We start from the raw sequence: 17958 nt of genomic DNA, 5'->3' as shown, positions 1-17958 counted from the left end.
AAGCTCCGGGCTTTCGGGGGCCGAGGGAGAAATAGTGTGTATATCGACTCCGCCAGTCGTGAACAACTCGTGGAATGGGAAGAAGCTCTGAGCGCGCAGTATCGCCGTGTCTGTGACCACCAACTCAGCCTGGACCTCACCCGGGGCAAACCCTCGGCGGCTCAGCTGCACCTGGCCGACAGTCTCGACGGTATTCTGAATGATGACTACCGGGCATCTGACGGCACGGATACCCGCAACTATGGTGGTCTGACCGGGTTGGCCTGCGCGCGCGAACTGGGCGCAGATATTCTCCAGGTGCCCAGTGCAGAGGTCATAGCTGCGGGCAACAGCTCACTCACTCTGATGTATCACGCCGTTCTGACCGGCTACCTGTTCGGTTTTGCCGGCCACACACCCTGGCGCAAATTGACGGCACCCAAGTTTTTGTGTCCGGTACCCGGCTATGACCGCCACTTCGCTATTTGTGCACAACTCGGGATCGGCATGGTGACTATCCCGATGACAGCCACAGGGCCGGACATGGCTGCCGTTGAGGCTGCCATCAAAGACGACCGGGAAATCGTCGGTATCTGGTGTGTGCCCAAGTTTTCCAACCCCACCGGCGTCACTTACAGTATGGAGACGGTAGAGCGCATGGCCCGCCTGGGGCAGTCCAGCCACCCCGGCTTCCGGATTTTCTGGGACAATGCCTACGCCATCCACGACCTGGGGCGCCAGGTCAACCTGCCCAACATCCGCACAGCAGCACTGGAGTACGATACTCTCGATTCAGTGCTGCAGTTCGCCTCCACCTCCAAAATCACTCATGCGGGTTCAGGGGTGGCGTTTGTCAGCGCCAGTCCCGCCAATCTCGCTTCCCTTAAAAAACAGATGGAAGTGATGACCATTGGGCCGGACAAGGTAAACCAGTTGCGCCACTCGCGCCTGTTCCCGGAATTCACCCGCTTGAAAGAGCATATGAAGAGGCATGCGGAAATACTGAAGCCCAAGTTTGAGTGTGTGCTGCAGCAACTCGAAAGCCATCTGGGCGATTCGGATCTGGGGGCATGGGAAGCGCCCGAGGGCGGCTACTTCGTTTCTTTTAACACCCGGCCCGGCTGTGCCGCCGCTGTGGTGGAGCTGGCCGCCGACGCCGGGGTAAAACTGACCCCGGCCGGAGCCACTTTCCCCTATGGCGAAGACCCCCAAGACCGCAATATCCGCATAGCCCCCAGCTTCCCGCCCCTGGAGGAACTGGATACCGCCATGTCCGTACTGGTGTTGTGCATCAAGCTTGCCAGTGTGCGCCGCCAGCTCACGGCATCCGGATGACCGCGGGACGTCAACCCGACAGGTAGCGCCGGGCAAATTTGAGCTCTGCCTGCTCCAGATCCACCACCAGACCACCGACCGCGTAGCAAGAGGATAGCACCGCCTCACTGCCAAAATAGTCCGGCTTTGCCAAAGCAATTCCCAGCATATGGAATGGAAGAAAAGACCTCTGTCGAATTTGCGAGTAATTACAGACACACTCTCTATCAAGCCACATCAACAGAGTGCTCGATGCTCAGACGCCGGAGTGGAGGATAAGGCTCTATCGCAACAATATTTATCCGGCAACTTGCTTAGTTGCCGGATAAATCGGCATAGATTGTTCTCTTTTACGGCCTCCCTGCCTGCGAAAAATTACAGGCAATTACTAGATGCCGATCAAGCCTGTAACTACTTTATTTATCGCTAAGGATTTCTGGGTTTAGACCGCAAACCCGAACAGAGAAAAGCCAGGCGATGCTGTCCGCTACACTGCCAGCCAGCGATCGGCAGGTGAAAATCGTGCGTAAATTTACAAAAGTCCCCGGTGAATCACCGGTTTGATCTCGGTATTGGGGCCCCAAAAGGGGTATGGCTATGGCCTACTCTGTGTCCGCCGGGGGCCTCATGGGCGCTGGGAACGGGAACTGCGCCACCTTCTCACCCTTTACCTCGACAATCTTGCCGGTGCCCTCTTTCTCCACCTCATCGATACGCACAATACTGTGCATGGGGATATAGGAACGCGTGACCGAGGCGAACTCGGTTTTGAGTTTCTCCTCGCTGGGGTCCACCACCAACTGGGACTTCTCCCCAAACACAAACTCCTCCACCTCGATAAATCCATACATATCACTTTGATAGATGGCACGGGCGTAGAGTTCATACACCTGATTCTGATTGTGAAAAATCACTTTGTAGATTGGGTTCGCCATAGATGTCTCTGTTGAGGGCCTGCCCCTGGGAATACTAGCCTCTGCGCAGCGATTCTGGCCAATGCAGGAAAAAGCGCGCAAGAATAGCACAGGATAGCGGGTGCTAACTACAGTTGCCCTGAACACCGTCTAGGCAGCCTGCTGGCGGGTCGCTATAATGCCGCCCCTCTCCAACTGAACAGTTTTTAGCCAGGCCAGACATGTCCGAATCAGCGCCCCGCGACCGGGTGAAAAAGCTCTATATCAAGACCCACGGCTGTCAGATGAACGAGTATGACTCGGGGCGCATGCGCGACCTGCTGGGCGAGTCGCACGCCATGGTAGCCACAGACGATCCGGACGAGGCGGACGTACTGCTGATCAACACCTGTTCTATCCGTGAAAAGGCACAGGAAAAATTATTCCACCAACTGGGCCGCTGGAAGCACCTGAAGGAAAAGAATCCGCACCTGATCATCGGCGTCGGTGGCTGTGTCGCCAGCCAGGAAGGCGAGGCCATCTCCAAGCGCGCCCCCTATGTGGACCTGATCTTTGGCCCCCAAACCCTGCACCGCCTGCCGGAAATGATGGAGACCCGGGAGCACAACAGTGGCGCGGTAGTGGTGGATGTATCCTTCCCCGAAATCGAGAAGTTTGACCGCCTGCCGCAACCGGAAGCCGACGGTGCCACCGCGTTTGTCTCGATTATGGAAGGCTGCTCCAAGTACTGTACCTTCTGCGTGGTCCCCTATACCCGGGGGGAGGAAGTCAGCCGCCCTCTCGCAGATGTCCTGGAGGAGATCGCCCACCTGGCCGCTCAGGGTGTCCGCGAGGTGAACCTGCTGGGACAGAATGTCAACGCTTACCGGGCACCGGGCGAAGATGGACAAGTGGTCGACTTTGCCGAACTGATCACCTATGTGGCCGCCATCGACGGTGTCGACCGCATCCGCTACACCACCTCCCACCCGGTGGAGTTCTCCGATGCACTCATCGACGTCTATGCCGAAGTACCGGAACTGGTGAGCCATCTGCACCTGCCGGTTCAGAGCGGCTCTGACCCGATTCTTATGGCCATGAAGCGCGGCCATACAGCCCTTGAATACAAGTCCAAGATCCGCCGCCTGCGGAAGATACGCCCGGACATCTGCCTGTCCTCCGACTTTATCGTCGGTTTTCCGGGGGAGACCGAAAAAGATTTCGCGGCCACATTGAATCTGATCCGGGAAATGGACTTCGACATTTCCTTCAGCTTTATCTATTCGCCACGCCCGGGCACCCCGGCAGCGGATTTGCCCGACGATACGCCGGGGGAAGTCAAGAAACAGCGCCTGCAGCAGTTGCAGGGCCTTATCAACCGGCAGGCTGCGGCCATTGCCCGGCGCATGGTAGGCAATAAAGAGCGCGTACTGGTTACCGGCGTGTCGAAAAAGGATCCCGGCCAACTGCAGGGCCGGACCGAAAACAACCGTGTGGTCAACTTCCGCTGCGACAACCTGGCACTGATCGGTAACTTTGCGGATCTGCTGATCGAAGAGGCGCTGCCAAACTCGCTGCGCGGTACCCTGGTGACCTCTGAACTGGATGGCCCACTGTTCTGAGTGGGCATCCCACAAGGGGTCCAGAGGCGGTGAAATCTATATTAATAGCAAAATATTATATAAAAATTCCTTTCTATACCCTATTTGTCAGAGGCAAAGCTTTCCCCTGGCCGGAAAATCGGTATACCCTAGAGACTAAATGTCAGATAAAGGTGCACGGAAACCAATTTGGAAACACATACTCTCGCTCACAGTATCACCCTTGAACCCAACGATGCCCGCCGCCTGGCCAATCTCTGTGGCCAATTCGATCAGCACCTGCGCCAGATTGAACACCGTCTCGATGTGGAAATCCGCAACCGCGGCAACCGGTTTGCCTTTTATGGCGAACCCAGCTCGGCCCGCGCCGCCGGAGAGCTATTGAGCTTCCTCTATGCAGAAACCGGCGAGCGCGATGTCCTCACCCCGGACGAGATCCACCTGGCACTGCAGCAGTCGGGGGTTGAAGAACTGCTGGAACAGGAGAGCCCGGAGGGTAAGCCGGAAGACGGGCAGGTGGTGTTGATCCGCACCAAGAAGTGTTCGGTGCGGCCCCGCGGTGTCAATCAGCGCAAGTATGTGCACGCGGTGCAGACCAATGACATCAATTTTGGAATCGGTCCAGCCGGGACTGGCAAGACTTACCTGGCGGTGGCCTGTGCCGTAGAGGCACTGCTCAAGGATGAGGTGGAGCGCATCCTGCTGGTCCGCCCGGCAGTGGAGGCCGGCGAGAAGCTGGGCTTCCTGCCCGGGGACCTGAGTCAGAAAGTAGACCCCTACCTGCGACCTCTATACGACGCCCTGTATGAAATGCTGGGCTTCGAAACCGTTGGCAAACTGATCGAACGCAATGTGATCGAGGTGGCACCGCTGGCTTACATGCGGGGCCGCACGCTCAACAATGCCTTCGTGATTCTCGACGAAAGCCAGAACACCACCCGCGAGCAGATGAAAATGTTCCTGACCCGCATTGGTTTTGGCTCCACTGCGGTGATCACTGGCGATCCCAGCCAGATAGACCTGCCCCGCGGCCAGGCCTCGGGCCTGCGCCACGCCGCCGAGGTCCTGCGCCGGGTCAACGACATCAGCTTTACCCACTTCGGGGCCAAGGATGTGGTTCGCCACCCCCTGGTACAGCGCATTGTGGAAGCCTACGATTTCCACGAAGCCGCGCAGGAAGCCCCTGCCGGCCGGCAGGACGAAGACGCGGCCTGAAGCCGCGACCCCAGCCGATCGCCATGAACCAAGTGCACCTCGACGTACAGCGAGCCAGCCAGTCCCCCGGCCTGCCCAGCGATGACCAGCTTCGCACCTGGGCCACCGCTGCGCTGGCCAATACCCGCGGAGACGCCGAACTCACGGTGCGCATTGTCGATGAAGAAGAGAGCCGGCAACTGAACCGTCGGTACCGGCAACGGGACAAACCCACCAATGTCCTGTCCTTTCCGGCGGCGTTGCCCGAGGACCTGGACCTGCCACTGCTGGGCGATCTCGTTATCTGCGCCCCGGTGGTCGCCCGGGAGGCCCGGCAGCAGCAGAAGCCGCTGTCTGCGCACTGGGCTCACATGGTAGTCCATGGCACACTCCACCTGCTGGGTTACGACCATATCGAGGACACCGACGCAGAGATCATGGAGAGCCTGGAGACCCGCCTGCTGGCCGGACTCGACATCCCCGACCCTTACTGCGGCGACTCTGCCGCAAACCACACCGGCACCGGCGGCCGGTGACAAACTAGACTAGCAACGAGAGAATACGGAGCATGGCAACTTCCATGACCACCGACGAACCCCCAAGTAGTCACTCTTCCAGCAAGCCCCGGTCCGGGGAGAAAAACTGGCTGGAAAAACTCTTCAGGGCCTTTTCGGCCGAGCCCAAGTCCCGCGATGAGCTGCTTGAAATCATCAAGGATGCGGCGGAAAACCAGGTAGTGGATGCGGAGGCGCTGTCCATCATCGAAGGCGCACTGGACGTGTCCACCCAACAGGTGCGGGAGATAATGATCCCGCGTTCGCAGATGGTGGTTGTGAGCCTGCAGGACAAGCCGGAGGCGTTCCTGCCGAAAATCATCGAATCCGGCCACTCCCGCTTTCCCGTCACCGGTGACGGTATAGACGATATCCGCGGCATTTTGCTCGCCAAGGATCTGCTGCCGCTGATTCTGAAAGGCGCGACGGGCTTCAGCCTCGAAGAAATCATACGCCCCGCCAATATCATCCCGGAGAGTAAACGCCTCAATATACTGCTGCGGGAGTTTCGCGAGAACCGCTATCATATGGCAGTGGTAATCGACGAGTACGGCGGCGTATCCGGGGTGGTCACTATCGAGGATATTCTGGAGGAAATCGTCGGCGAGATTGAAGATGAGACCGATGAGGAAGAGGAGGATAGTTTTATCCGCAAGGTGGGCGAGAATGATTACATCGTCAAAGCCCTCACCCCCATCGAGGATTTTAACCAGTTCTTCGACAGCGAACTCAGTGACGAAGAGTTCGATACCGTCGGCGGACTGGTGATGCAGTCGTTCGGCCACCTGCCGGGGCGCGACGAGGTGACGCAGATGGGCGATTTCACCTGCCGCGTGCTCTACGCCGACAACCGGCAGGTGCACCTGCTGCGCATACACCGCGAGGGCCACCCGGGTAAAATTCCGGCCTAGCCCCGAGCTGACCCGGGGTTGGAATTCCGCACAGCCATTTGACCTGAACAGACCGACAAGATGCCCAGACTCTACATCTCCCTCGCCAGCCTTGTCGCAGGTAGCCTGCTCACCCTGTCATTCGCTCCCTTCGACTTCTGGCCGCTGGGACTGCTGTCCCTCGCCCTGTTCGCGTGGCTGAACCTGTACGCCGCCGGCCGCCGCCAACTGCCGGGACGCAGTACTCTCTGGCTGGCATTCTGTTTCGGTCTGGGGCTTTTCGTCAGCGGCGCCTCCTGGGTCTATGTGTCCATCACCCAGTTCGGTGGCTCCTCGGTGGTTTTGGGTGTTGCACTGACCGGTGCCTTTGCAGCCATTATGGCATTGCTGTTCGCCCTGCCATTTTTCTTCCTCGGCCATTTTACCGACCATAGGTTGAGCTTCGCACTGGCTTTTGCCGCCCTGTGGTTCCTGAGCGAATGGCTGCGCAGCTGGCTGTTCACCGGCTTTCCCTGGTTGTTCTCCGGCTATGGGCATGTTCACACCTGGCTGTCCGGGTGGGCGCCGGTGGTGAGTGTTTATGGCATGGGCCTGTTGCTGGCGCTGACCGCCGCAACTGCAGCTCTGCTGGTCTCCGGCCGCTTGCGACCGCTGCGGTACAGAGCCGATGCCGCGCTGCTGACCGCAGTGCTGGCCATCTGGCCGCTCGGGGCACTGCTGTCCCAGGTACCCTGGACCCAGGCCGCCGGCAAGCCGCTTTCGGTGGGCTTGGTGCAGGCAAATATCCCCCAGGAGAAAAAGTGGCTGCCCGCTTTCCGCGGCGAGACAATCGACCGCTATCAGGAGGCCACCCGCAACCTCTCGGGACAGGGAGTGGACGTTATTGTCTGGCCTGAGGCGGCGCTGCCGCTGTTGTACCACCAGGCGCCGAACCTGATGCAGGCACTGCAGCGCAACGCCGAACAGAGCGGTATCGACCTGATCAGCGGCCTGCTGTATGACCGCGAGGCCAGCAGTGAGGAAAGCCGCGCTCACCGCGTCGTGTACAATTCGGCCGCTGTGTTCGGCCGCACCCCGCAGGTCTACCACAAGCGGCACCTGGTGCCGTTCGGGGAATATGTACCGCTGGAAAACTGGATCCGCGGCACCATAGAGTTTTTCGACCTGCCCACTTCTTTCATCCGCTCCGGCCCCGACAAACAGCAGCCCCTGAATGCCGGCGACGCCACCTGGGCACCGCTTATCTGCTATGAGATCGTCTACCCAAGCCTGGTGGCGGACTCCGCCCTGAATGCCCAGGTATTGCTCACCATTAGCAATGACGCCTGGTTTGGGGATTCCATTGGCCCGCTGCAACATATGCAAATGGCCCAGATGCGCGCGCTGGAAACCGGCCGCTATCTGGTGCGCGGCACCAACACCGGCGTGACCGCAATCGTGGATCCGCACGGGAGGATTACCCAGCGCCTGCCACAGTTCGAACGCGCCACTCTGGTGGGCCGGGTCACTGCCATGCAGGGCGTCACCCCCTTTATGCTGGCCGGTATTACTCTGCCGTTTGCACTGGCGCTGCCGATGCTCGCCATTGGCCTCGCCCTGCGCCACAAACCGACTCCGGACCAAGATACCAAGCTGACGGCCAAGCGCTGACAAGACGCGCAAATCGCCCCCAAAATGACTGATTTATCCTACACTGGCTCCAGATAAATCACGGGCCGCACAAAAATAATGCCAACCGGCAAGGATGCCATCACTATGCACAGTTTGATTACCGGCGGCACCGGCCTTATTGGCCGTTTGTTTTGCCAGCACTGGCTGGCCCGCGGCAACACGCTAACGGTATTGAGCCGGCGGCCGGACAAGGTGCGGCAGCTGTGTGGAGAAACCGCCACAGGCTGCCGCGAACTGCAGCAGGTACAGGAACCGGTCGACATTGTGGTGAACCTGGCGGGGGAACCCATTTCCCGCCGCTGGACGGAACACTCCCGCCAGCAAATCCGCACTTCGCGGATAGGTACCACGGAAGAACTGGTGCGCTGGTGCCTGTCGCTCAAGCAACCCCCAAGATATTTGTTGTCCGGTTCAGCAGTAGGCTACTACGGCGACCGCGGCGGCGATCTGCTGCGGGAAAACAGCCCTCCGGGGGGCGGCTTCGCGGCACAGCTGTGCCGCGACTGGGAAGCGGCCACCCTGCCGCTGCAGCAGGCCGGTATCTGTGTCGGCATCATGCGCACCTCCATCGTAATGTCCACCCGCGGCGGCGCCCTCAGCCAGATGCTGCCGGCTTTCCGTTTGGGTCTGGGCGGCCCCATGAGTTCCGGCGAGCAGTGGATGAGCTGGATTCACGAAGAGGATATCGTCGGGCTGATGCTACACGCGATTGACCACCAACTCTGTAAGCCGTTTAACGCCTGCGCCCCGGAAGCGGTTACCAACAACAGCTTTGCCCGGCTGCTGGGCAAGCAACTGCAGCGCCCGGCGGTGATGCGCACTCCCGCATGGCTGCTAAAACTGTTGTTTGGGGAAATGGCTGAGGAATTGCTGCTGGCCAGCCAGAGAATGGAACCACGCGTCGCACTCGACAGCGGCTACAGCTTCAGGTATCCGACTCTCGAAGGGGCGCTGGCCGACCTGCTGGGAAACGGCATCAAGCGACAAGTGGCCTGATCCGGCCCCGCGAGGCCAAGCTCAACAGAGAACTACTGATCTGGGGTAAATCAGGCCGCCACCGTATCGCCGTGCAGTGCCTGGTCGAGGTAGCGTCGGCGGGATTCACCGGTCACCGCTTCAGCCCGGCACTCCATGGGCGCTGACCCCACCCACTGGGCATGCCATCGATACCAGTGCCGCCGCTCGTCTTCGTCCCGCAACTCGACGAAATCCACATCCGCAGGATTGATATCAAATTCACGTACTATCTGCCCGGCAAAAGTCTCGAAATTCTTGCCGATCTGGACCGAGCCGCTGCCGGAAGTCAAAAACAGCAGTTCGCGGCCATCCACCGGGACCCGCTTGAAGCCGAGCCATACCGGGCGATTCAGGCGGTCGTGCAGCTGAATCGGGGAAAACGATGCAGGAATAGCCTCCATCTCAGTATTACCTCTTTTATTTTTTTCTGCGCCGGCCCCAATCCCCGCCGCAAAAAGGGTAGTTCAGGCAGGGAAATCGACGACAGACTAGACACTGCGGGCACTTATCATATGCCCCACGCCACCACCTCTCAAGGCCCAGGCGTGACCCGCAAATAAGAACCGCTCCCTAGCCGGAAGTTCCCCAGGGCCTAGCATTTGTGCACCGGCGGCATGGGCCGCCAGTGGTACCAGAACTGACCCAGCAGCTCCCGCCAGTAGGTTTGCGTGCGCAGCATCGCGGCGGCACTGGGTATCCACATCAGTAGAGCGCCCCGCGTGCGGGGCGGAAGCTCATCGACCACACCCACCGGCAGTGGCTGTACCTGCAGTCCGGCACGGGCAAAGACACGCGCTGCCCGGGGCATGTGCCACCAGTGGGTCACAAGGACAATACGCTCAATACCCGAGTCATGCAGTATGGCCGCACTATTGACCGCATTTTCCGCCGTGGTGCGGCTGCAGCCGTCGCGCCAGGTCACCGGTCTCCGCAGCAGTTGCTGCAGCACAGCGACCATCATATCCGCCTCAGAGTCCTGATCCCGCTGCAAAACCCGCCCACCGGCAACCAGTATCGGCAGCTGCGCCGGCGCTCCCTGTGCGGCGCCGACCACCCGCTCCAGGCTGGTGGCGGAAAGTCGCTCACTGCCGCTGCTCAAACTGCGGTAACGCCCCCCACCCAAAACCACCACTGCCTGTGGCGGCCCGGGACTGTCGAGCTGGAGCTCACCGAGCTGCTTACCCAGCCAGACGGAAAATGCTGGCGTTGCACAAATCCACAGAGCCGCAAAAGAAACCATGGCCAAGGGCAGGGACAGTTTGAACAGCCAGGAGGAGGACGGAAAGAGACAGAGTATAAAGGCCGCCAGCAGACCCAGCAGGGGCGCCAGCGGCGGCAGCAGCAGTGAAGTCAGGCTGGTGTGCAGTTCCATTAGGCTTCGAGACCGCCTTCCATCTGCCTAAAGCACCCGTAACCGCAGCGGTGGCAAGGGGTGATCTGGGTGTGCGGCGCCGGCAGGACCCGATATCCACAACCGAGACACTGCAACTCCTCCCCCTCTCCCACCGTCTCGCCCGCCAGTGCCCAGGGCTGCCCGCCACTGATGCAACGGAGTAAGTTGGGCCAGGCGGTTTCCGTTGGATCAGCGGCATTCAGCAGCCAGTCGCCGGTGCGTTCCTCTAGTGTCTGCAGCTCGCCCCCCAGGCCCCGCAGATAGTCGCCGGTACGGTGCAGGTCATCCTTGAGCCAGGCGCGCAGAAAGGCCAGCTTGTTGGCAGTTAAATTTTCAACCGACAACTCCCCTTCCACCAGGTTCTCGAGGCTGCGGCGCAATTCTTCAGCCAAATCACCCTCCGGCGGCAACTTCGGTTCCTTCGTCATGGCATCCCTCATATAATCCGGCGTTTGTCAGTGTACCGGTTATTCCGGATGTGCCACTGAGCGTTGAATCACAGAGTATAGGTTCCCTACCGATGCAAGAGCAGTACAACCCGTCTACAGTCGAAGCGTCCGCCCAGCAGTTTTGGGAGGAACAGAAAAGCTTTGAGGTCACGGAGGACGCCGGCCGGGAAAAATTCTACTGTCTGTCCATGTTCCCCTATCCCAGTGGCAAGCTGCATATGGGACATGTGCGCAATTACACTATTACCGACGTTATCTCCCGTTTCCAGCGCATGCAAGGCAAGAATGTCCTGCACCCTATGGGTTGGGACGCCTTCGGCCTGCCAGCTGAAAATGCCGCCATTCAAAACAAAACCGCACCGGCCAAGTGGACCTACGCCAACATCGACTACATGAAAGACCAGTTAAAAGTGTTGGGCTTCGGCTTTGACTGGTCCCGCGAGCTGGCCACCTGCCGCCCTGCCTATTATCGCTGGGAGCAGTGGTTCTTTACCCGCCTGTATGAGAAGGGCCTGGTCTATAAGAAAAACTCTGCCGTGAACTGGTGCCCCCACGACCAGACGGTGCTGGCCAATGAGCAGGTGGAGGACGGCCGCTGCTGGCGCTGTGGCACCACTGTGGAGCGCCGGGAGCTGGCACAGTGGTTTATACGGATCACCGCTTACGCCAACGAACTCGTCAACGACCTGGACAAGCTGCCCCACTGGCCGGAGCAGGTGCGCACCATGCAGCGCAACTGGATCGGCAAAAGCAGGGGGCTGGAACTGAGTTTCGCCCTGCCCCAGACCATCGCCGGTGTGAATCATCTGGATGTATACACCACCCGCCCGGATACCCTGATGGGCGTTACCTATGTGTCTCTCGCAGCGGAGCACCCGATTTCCATGGCACTGGCGGAAGACAACCCCGAGTTGATGGCTTTCATCGCCGAGTGCAAACAGCAATCCCTGTCCGAAGCCGATATGGCCACCATGGAAAAACGCGGTATGGATACCGGCCTCAGGGCAATTCACCCCATCTCCGGCGAGGAGGTGCCGCTGTGGGTCGCCAACTATGTGTTGATGGATTACGGCTCCGGTGCAGTGATGGCGGTGCCCGCCCACGACCAGCGCGACTGGGAATTTGCGCGCAAGTACCAGCTTCCCATCACCCAGGTAATAGCGCCGGCCGACGGCGAACAGATAGACCTGGACAGTGCCGCCTTTGTCGACCGGGGCCTGCTGGTCAATTCCGGCGATTTCGACGGCCTCGACTTCGACGCCGCCTTCGCTGCCATTGCCGACACCCTCACGGCCGCCGGCAGGGGGCGGGTCACAACCCATTACCGGCTGCGCGACTGGGGTGTGTCGCGCCAGCGCTACTGGGGCGCCCCTATCCCTATGTTCAACCTGCCGGACGGCGGCGAAATTCCGGTACCGGCGGACAGACTGCCCATCCTGCTGCCGGAAGAAGTGGAACTGGACGGTGTGCGATCCCCCCTCAAGGCGGACCCCCAGTGGCGTCAGGACACCCTCGACGGCAAACCGGTGGAGCGCGAAACCGATACCTTCGACACCTTTATGGAATCCAGCTGGTATTACGCCCGCTACACCTGCCCCGACTTTGAGGAGGGTATGCTGGACCCGGCCCGCGCGGACTACTGGCTGCCGGTGGACCAGTATGTGGGCGGTATCGAACACGCCATACTGCACCTGCTCTACGCGCGCTTCTTCCACAAGCTGATGCGCGACGAGGGCCTGCTCTCCAGTGACGAGCCCTTCAAGCGGCTCTTGTGCCAGGGCATGGTGCTGGCGGAATCCTTTTACAAGCAGGACAATGGCCACAAGACTTGGCTCAACCCCGCAGAGGTTGACGTCGAGCGCGACGACAAAGGCAAGCCGGTTCGCGCGATTGAAATAGCCACCGGTGAAGAGGTCATTGCCGGCGGTGTGGTGAAAATGTCCAAGTCCAAGAACAACGGTATAGATCCCCACGCCGCCGTAGAGCAATACGGGGCTGACACAGTGCGGCTGTTCACCGTATTCGCCGCGCCGCCGGAACAGACCCTGGAGTGGCACGATGCCGGCGTCGAGGGAGCCAGCCGCTTCCTGCGCAAACTTTGGAAAACCGTATACGGCCATATCGCCGCCGGTGGCGGCAGCGCACCACCTGTCGACAGCGGCAACCTCAATGACAGCCAGCGGCAGTTGCGCCGCAAGACCCACGAGACCATCCGCAAGGTCAGCGACGACTATGGCCGCCGCCAGACTTTCAACACCGCCGTAGCCGCCGTGATGGAGCTGCTCAACGAAATAATCAGACTGGCCGAGCGCGACAGCGAGCAGGGGCTGGCGACAGAGGCGGAGGCATTGCGCACCGCAGTGCTGCTGCTGGCCCCGGTCACCCCACATATCTGCCACGCACTCTGGCGGGAACTGGGCCACGACACCCCACTGGTGGACGCGCCCTGGCCGCAGGTGGATGAAGAGGCACTGGTCCGCTCCACCATCACCCTGGTGGTACAGGTCAACGGCAAAGTGCGGGCAAAGCTGGACGCACCCGCAGACGCGGACAGGGAAGCCCTGGAGCAGTTGGCGGTGACCCACGAAAATGTGCTGAAGTTCATCGGCGATGCCCAGATCCGCAAAGTGATCGTGGTACCGGGTAAACTGGTCAACATCGTCGCCCGGTAACGGAGCAGCGCCAGCCTCACTTTTTTGCAAGGGATCAAGACGCCGGACGGCCCCGCGACTGGACACACTGCCATGAAAAAAACACTGACTATTGCGCTGATAACACTCTCCATCGCCACCGGTGGCTGTGGCTGGCATCTCCGCGGGGCACCCAAAAACTTTCCCCCGGGCAGCAAGCTGTACATCACCGCCCAGAATCCCCGCGCCGACACCGCCGAAAGCCTCACCCGGCTGCTGCAAAACGCCGGCGTGCCCATGGCGGAGTCGGCGATAGAGGCGGACTATGTGCTGATCATCCACGCGGAAAATGAGCGCAGGCGCACCGTCTCCGTCGACGCCAAGGGACGCGCATCGGAATACGAACTGACCACCAGTGCACTCTACAGCGTGCGCGACAGCAGCGGCCGGACTCTGCTCGACAACGCCGAGGCAGTCGTATACCGCACTCTGGTTTGGGACGACAACGAAGTTGTCAGCAAGGGTGAGGAGGAGCGCTCATTGCGCGTGGAAATGCGGCGCGACCTGATCAGCCGCATCATCGACCGGCTGCGCCGCATCGACATCGATGCAGCGCCGTCAGACAGAAGCTAAGCGGTCGGATGCGCATCAATCCCCGCCAGTTGTCCCAGAACCTGAATCGGGGGCTGACCCCGATTTACGTCGTTTCCGGGGATGAACCGCTGCTGGTACAGGAATGTTGCGATAGTATCCGTGCGGCCGCCAGGCAAAAGGGATACGACGAGCGCGAACTGCTGCACGGCGAGCACAATTTCGACTGGGGCACCCTGCTGGCCGCCGCCGGCAGCCTGTCGCTGTTCGCGAAAAAAAAACTCATTGAACTGCGGCTGCCCGGTGGCAAACCCGGGGACAAGGGCAGCCGGGCGCTGCAGGAGTTCGCCGGCATCCACTGCGACGACCTTGTACTGTTGCTGGTGCTGCCCAAGCTCGAGCGCACGCAGCTGAACAGCAAGTGGATTAAGGCCCTCGAACAACGGGGTACCCTTATTCAGGTTTGGCCGGTGGAGGCGCGGGAAATGCCGCGCTGGATCCACCAGCGCCTGCGCACCCTGGGATTAGAGGCGGAACCGGATGCCATTCAGATATTGGCCGAGCGCGTCGAAGGCAACCTGCTGGCGGCAAATCAGGAAATAGAAAAACTCAAGCTGCTTTGCGCAGGTCAGGTCATCACCGCCGAGCTGATGGACGCGGCCGTGGCCAGCTCGGCTCGCTACGATGTGTTTGGCCTGATCGACCGGGCGCTCGCCGGCGACGCGGACAGGGCGGTAAAAACCCTGCACGGCTTGCGAGCCGAGGGCGTCGAGGCACCGGTGGTACTCTGGGCTCTGGCGCGGGAGATACGCAGCCTGATAGAAGTGGGCCAGCAACTGGACCAGGGCCAGCCCATCGGCCGGCTGGTCCGTATCCAAAAACGCCAGCCGCTGGTGCAATCCGCACTGTCGCGGCTTGAACGGCGCCAGCTCGAAGAACTGTTGTTGCGGGCCAGGGCCGTGGATAGCGCAATCAAGGGCGACCGCGGCCGGGACCCCTGGAGCGGGCTGCTGGAACTCACCCTCAACCTAGCCGGCAAACGCAGTGTCTGATTTGCGGCCCGAACATCCCTGTTCGGAACAGCAGACTGCTGAAAAACACTTTTTCAACAGCCTGCTAGGCTTTGACGTCCTCGTCCGCTATCTTGCTATAGCGCCCACAGCTGCTGCCAGCGAGGACAACGATGAGTGAAGCTGAGTCCCTCTCCAGCCAGACCAGTACCCACACGGTTTTCAACCAGACGCCGCCGTTGACGGGGCACAATCTTTACGCCGGCGACGGCGCTCTGCGCGATGCAGTGACAATGTATGGCGGCCACTGGGCAGAGGAGGATTTGCAGCGCTATGGCGAAATCTGCGGTCGTCCGGAAATGATCGAGCGCGGCTTTCTCGCCAATGCCTTCCCGCCCGAATTCGACAGCCACGACCGCAACGGCAACCGCATCGATCTGGTGCGCTACCACCCCGCCTACCATCAATTGATGCAACTGGCCCTGAGCGAAGGATTGCACAGTGCGCCATGGGTCGACCCGAAACCCGGTGCGCACCTGGTGCGCGCAGCCAAATACTACCTTCACAGCCAGTTGGAATCGGGCCACGGATGCCCCGTCACCATGACCTTCGCCGCGGTGCCAACACTGCGACTCAACCCCCACCTGGCGGCCGAGTGGCTGCCCAAGGTTACCGCCCGGGGCTACGATGCCAGTAACCGACCCTATGGGGACAAGGCCGCGCTCACCATCGGTATGGGCATGACGGAAAAGCAGGGGGGCTCGGATGTGCGCGCGAACACCAGCAGTGCCATTCCGCTGCCGGACAACAGCGGCAATAGGGTATTCGAACTGGTGGGACACAAGTGGTTTATGTCCGCCCCCATGTGTGACGCCTTCCTGATGCTGGCCCAGGCCCCCGGGGGGCTGTCCTGTTTTCTGGTGCCGCGCTGGCGCGCTGATGGGAGCAAAAATGCGCTGCAGATCCAGCGGCTGAAAAACAAGTCCGGCAATCGTTCCAACGCCTCGTCGGAAGTGGAGATGCACGGCGCCCTCGGCTGGCTGATCGGCGATGAGGGCCGCGGTGTCAACGCCATTATCGAGATGGTAGCCACCACCCGCTTCGACTGTATGGTTGGCTCCTCCGCCGCCCAGCGACAGGCGGTGATTCAGGCGATTCACCACGCCGCCCACCGCCGGGCTTTCGGCCGCCAGCTTATCGACCAGCCGCTGATGCAGAATGTCCTCGCCGATCTGCAGCTGGAAGTGGAGGGCTCCGTGGCCCTAACCATGCGTATGGCGCACGCACTGGACCACCGCGACCAGGAGAGTCAGCGGCTACTGCTGCGCCTGGGCGCCGCCGTGGGGAAATACTGGATCTGCAAACGCACACCCCACCATGCCTACGAGGCCATGGAATGCCTCGGAGGCAATGGTGTGGTGGAGGACTTTATCACCGCCCGCCTGTACCGGGACGCCCCTATCAATGCCATCTGGGAAGGCTCAGGCAATATTCAGGCACTGGACCTGCTGCGAGCCATTGGCAAGACACCCTCCGCACTGGTGGCCTGGTACGACGAGCTGGACAACAGCGCCGGCGCCGACCCGCGCCTGGACCGGGCCGTGGCAGACCTGAAAAACCAGTTTGCGGATCTACAGGAAATGGAATACCGCGCCAGATATCTGGTAGAGCGCATGGCGCTGACCATGCAGGCGCATCTGCTGGTGCAAAGCGGCAACAGCGCAGTGGCGGAAGCCTTTATTGCCGCCCGGCTGGACGCCGGCGGCGCTCACGGCACCGGCTGCCTGCCCAGGGGTCTGGACCTGGCCACACTGATCGAGCGCGGCAACCCGCACAGTACCTGACCGATGGGAACGCCGCTTACAGGCCCCGGTGGTGACGGCAAACTGCTACCAGGGAATCACCTGCCCATCCCAAAACAACAGGCGTCCACTGTCACTGGGTTTTAGCCCCTGTAACACTTCCAGGATACGTTCGGCACTGAGCTGTGGCGAGTAGAGCTTACCGGGGGCGATACGTTTCTGGAACGGTTTTGACAAGTCGGTATCGGTGGTTCCGGGATGAACTGCCACCACACAACTGGAATCCAGCCGGCGCCCCCACTCAATAGCCAGGTTCTTTACCAGCATATTCAGCGCCGCCTTGCTTATGCGGTAGCTGTACCAGCCACCCAGTTGGTTGTCGCCGATGCTGCCGACTTTGGCCGACAGGGAGGCCCACAACAATGGATTTCCGCGGGACAGCAAAGGGCCCAGTGCCTGAGCCAGGTGTAGGTGCGTCAGCAGGTTGCCGCGCATCGATGTCAGCAGCCATTCGTCACTGCACTGGTCCAGCGACTTCTCCGGCACATGGTCCCCGTCATGCAGAATACCGCAACAGTTGATCACCCATTCCGGCAACTGCGCCTGGCGGCGCAAAAACTCCCGTACCTGCTGAACCGCTTCCGGTCTGCCCAGCTGTACGCAGAGATGCCGGTTCGCCGCCGCCTGCAATAATTGCGACGGCGGTTGGCTGCGGCTTATGGTCAGCAGCCGGGCCTGCGGACAGCGCCGCCCCACTTCAGCTACCAGCGCCTGCCCCAGGCCACCACCAGCCCCGGCGATCAATACGGAGTTCGGCTGCTCAAACACACTGTGATTCCTTTTCGTGACCGGGCAATGGAATGGCTGGGGCCCGGCTTGATTTACCCTGCAGAATTTGCGGACCTGTGCCGTAAATCCAGGCTGCGCAAGCCGGGAAAAGCTGTTTCCACAAACCGCCAGCCTCCCACGG

General features: G+C 60.7%; 17 protein-coding genes. 11 read left to right on the top strand and 6 right to left on the bottom strand.

Going from position 1 to position 17958, the window contains the following annotated elements:
- Window positions 1-36: 36 nt before the first annotated feature.
- Window positions 37-1314, top strand: a complete 1278-nt coding sequence (locus tag ABVT36_RS00245) for an aminotransferase class I/II-fold pyridoxal phosphate-dependent enzyme (protein ID WP_368454739.1) — start codon at window positions 37-39, stop codon at window positions 1312-1314.
- A 10-nt stretch (window positions 1315-1324) separates the two neighbouring features.
- On the opposite strand, the gene ABVT36_RS00240 is transcribed toward ABVT36_RS00245, so the two are convergent.
- Window positions 1325-1447: a hypothetical protein gene (locus tag ABVT36_RS00240; RefSeq protein WP_368454738.1), complete on the bottom strand. Its 123-nt coding sequence runs from the start codon at window positions 1445-1447 to the stop codon at window positions 1325-1327.
- Window positions 1448-1895: 448 nt separating this feature from the next.
- Window positions 1896-2228, bottom strand: coding sequence for a DUF1820 family protein (locus ABVT36_RS00235; protein WP_367150634.1), 333 nt, complete (start codon window positions 2226-2228; stop codon window positions 1896-1898).
- Window positions 2229-2428: 200 nt separating this feature from the next.
- On the opposite strand from ABVT36_RS00235, the gene miaB reads away from it, so the two are divergent.
- The 6 genes from miaB to ABVT36_RS00205 all read left to right on the top strand — a co-directional run bounded on the left by miaB (window position 2429) and on the right by ABVT36_RS00205 (window position 9092).
- Entirely contained in the window at window positions 2429-3808 is a 1380-nt protein-coding gene (miaB, locus tag ABVT36_RS00230; protein ID WP_368454737.1) for a tRNA (N6-isopentenyl adenosine(37)-C2)-methylthiotransferase MiaB, read from the top strand.
- A gap of 168 nt (window positions 3809-3976) precedes the next feature.
- The gene (locus ABVT36_RS00225) at window positions 3977-5002 is read left to right on the top strand and encodes a PhoH family protein (RefSeq protein ID WP_368454736.1); all 1026 of its coding nucleotides are present in this window, start codon (window positions 3977-3979) and stop codon (window positions 5000-5002) included.
- Window positions 5003-5025: 23 nt separating this feature from the next.
- A complete protein-coding gene (ybeY, locus tag ABVT36_RS00220; protein ID WP_368454735.1) occupies window positions 5026-5517 on the top strand; it encodes an rRNA maturation RNase YbeY in 492 nt (163 codons plus the stop codon).
- A 32-nt stretch (window positions 5518-5549) separates the two neighbouring features.
- Window positions 5550-6446 carry an HlyC/CorC family transporter gene (locus ABVT36_RS00215; protein WP_367150630.1) on the top strand — a complete coding sequence of 299 codons (897 nt, stop codon included), beginning with the start codon at window positions 5550-5552 and terminating at the stop codon, window positions 6444-6446.
- A gap of 60 nt (window positions 6447-6506) precedes the next feature.
- Window positions 6507-8075 carry an apolipoprotein N-acyltransferase gene (gene lnt / locus ABVT36_RS00210; RefSeq protein WP_368454734.1) on the top strand — a complete coding sequence of 523 codons (1569 nt, stop codon included), beginning with the start codon at window positions 6507-6509 and terminating at the stop codon, window positions 8073-8075.
- Window positions 8076-8180: 105 nt separating this feature from the next.
- Window positions 8181-9092 carry a TIGR01777 family oxidoreductase gene (locus ABVT36_RS00205; protein WP_368454733.1) on the top strand — a complete coding sequence of 304 codons (912 nt, stop codon included), beginning with the start codon at window positions 8181-8183 and terminating at the stop codon, window positions 9090-9092.
- Window positions 9093-9142: 50 nt separating this feature from the next.
- Here ABVT36_RS00205 and ABVT36_RS00200 read toward each other — a convergent pair whose 3' ends face one another.
- The 3 genes from ABVT36_RS00200 to ABVT36_RS00190 form a co-directional block, all read right to left on the bottom strand.
- Window positions 9143-9514, bottom strand: coding sequence for a hypothetical protein (locus tag ABVT36_RS00200; protein WP_368454732.1), 372 nt, complete (start codon window positions 9512-9514; stop codon window positions 9143-9145).
- A gap of 191 nt (window positions 9515-9705) precedes the next feature.
- Complete coding sequence (locus ABVT36_RS00195; RefSeq protein ID WP_368454731.1) at window positions 9706-10485, bottom strand: YdcF family protein; 780 nt, start codon at window positions 10483-10485, stop codon at window positions 9706-9708.
- A complete protein-coding gene (locus ABVT36_RS00190) occupies window positions 10485-10934 on the bottom strand; it encodes a hypothetical protein (RefSeq protein ID WP_368454730.1) in 450 nt (149 codons plus the stop codon). Before ABVT36_RS00190 ends, ABVT36_RS00195 begins: the two co-directional genes overlap by 1 nt.
- A 92-nt stretch (window positions 10935-11026) precedes the next feature.
- On the opposite strand from ABVT36_RS00190, the gene leuS reads away from it, so the two are divergent.
- From leuS to ABVT36_RS00170, 4 genes are all read left to right on the top strand, one after another.
- Window positions 11027-13627, top strand: coding sequence for a leucine--tRNA ligase (leuS, locus tag ABVT36_RS00185; RefSeq protein ID WP_368454729.1), 2601 nt, complete (start codon window positions 11027-11029; stop codon window positions 13625-13627).
- Between the two features lie 72 nt (window positions 13628-13699).
- Window positions 13700-14218, top strand: coding sequence for an LPS assembly lipoprotein LptE (gene lptE, locus ABVT36_RS00180; protein ID WP_368454728.1), 519 nt, complete (start codon window positions 13700-13702; stop codon window positions 14216-14218).
- An 8-nt stretch (window positions 14219-14226) separates the two neighbouring features.
- Window positions 14227-15228, top strand: coding sequence for a DNA polymerase III subunit delta (gene holA / locus ABVT36_RS00175; RefSeq protein ID WP_368454727.1), 1002 nt, complete (start codon window positions 14227-14229; stop codon window positions 15226-15228).
- 131 nt (window positions 15229-15359) lie between these two features.
- Entirely contained in the window at window positions 15360-17030 is a 1671-nt protein-coding gene (locus ABVT36_RS00170) for an acyl-CoA dehydrogenase family protein (protein WP_368454726.1), read from the top strand.
- A gap of 45 nt (window positions 17031-17075) precedes the next feature.
- Here the strand turns inward: ABVT36_RS00170 and ABVT36_RS00165 are convergent, their stop codons facing one another.
- Window positions 17076-17816 carry an SDR family NAD(P)-dependent oxidoreductase gene (locus ABVT36_RS00165; protein WP_368454725.1) on the bottom strand — a complete coding sequence of 247 codons (741 nt, stop codon included), beginning with the start codon at window positions 17814-17816 and terminating at the stop codon, window positions 17076-17078.
- Window positions 17817-17958: the final 142 nt, after the last annotated feature.

The sequence above is a fragment of the Microbulbifer sp. TYP-18 genome (assembly GCF_040932045.1).
In the GTDB taxonomy this organism is placed as follows: Bacteria; Pseudomonadota; Gammaproteobacteria; order Pseudomonadales; family Cellvibrionaceae; genus Microbulbifer.
The sequence above is the reverse complement of the archived record's forward strand: the minus strand, read 5'-3'. Positions and strand labels throughout refer to the sequence as shown.

Bases quoted from the DNA above. Each gene is read 5' to 3' on its own strand.
- lnt (WP_368454734.1), top strand. From the start codon at position 6,507: ATGCCCAGACTCTACATCTCCCTCGCCAGCCTTGTCGCAGGTAGCCTG.
- ABVT36_RS00215 (WP_367150630.1), top strand. From the start codon at position 5,550: ATGGCAACTTCCATGACCACCGACGAACCCCCAAGTAGTCACTCTTCC.
- lptE (WP_368454728.1), top strand. From the start codon at position 13,700: ATGAAAAAAACACTGACTATTGCGCTGATAACACTCTCCATCGCCACC.
- ABVT36_RS00170 (WP_368454726.1), top strand. From the start codon at position 15,360: ATGAGTGAAGCTGAGTCCCTCTCCAGCCAGACCAGTACCCACACGGTT.
- ABVT36_RS00235 (WP_367150634.1), bottom strand. From the start codon at position 2,228: ATGGCGAACCCAATCTACAAAGTGATTTTTCACAATCAGAATCAGGTG.
- miaB (WP_368454737.1), top strand. From the start codon at position 2,429: ATGTCCGAATCAGCGCCCCGCGACCGGGTGAAAAAGCTCTATATCAAG.
- ABVT36_RS00190 (WP_368454730.1), bottom strand. From the start codon at position 10,934: ATGACGAAGGAACCGAAGTTGCCGCCGGAGGGTGATTTGGCTGAAGAA.
- ABVT36_RS00195 (WP_368454731.1), bottom strand. From the start codon at position 10,485: ATGGAACTGCACACCAGCCTGACTTCACTGCTGCTGCCGCCGCTGGCG.
- ybeY (WP_368454735.1), top strand. From the start codon at position 5,026: ATGAACCAAGTGCACCTCGACGTACAGCGAGCCAGCCAGTCCCCCGGC.
- holA (WP_368454727.1), top strand. From the start codon at position 14,227: ATGCGCATCAATCCCCGCCAGTTGTCCCAGAACCTGAATCGGGGGCTG.
- ABVT36_RS00200 (WP_368454732.1), bottom strand. From the start codon at position 9,514: ATGGAGGCTATTCCTGCATCGTTTTCCCCGATTCAGCTGCACGACCGC.
- ABVT36_RS00205 (WP_368454733.1), top strand. From the start codon at position 8,181: ATGCACAGTTTGATTACCGGCGGCACCGGCCTTATTGGCCGTTTGTTT.
- leuS (WP_368454729.1), top strand. From the start codon at position 11,027: ATGCAAGAGCAGTACAACCCGTCTACAGTCGAAGCGTCCGCCCAGCAG.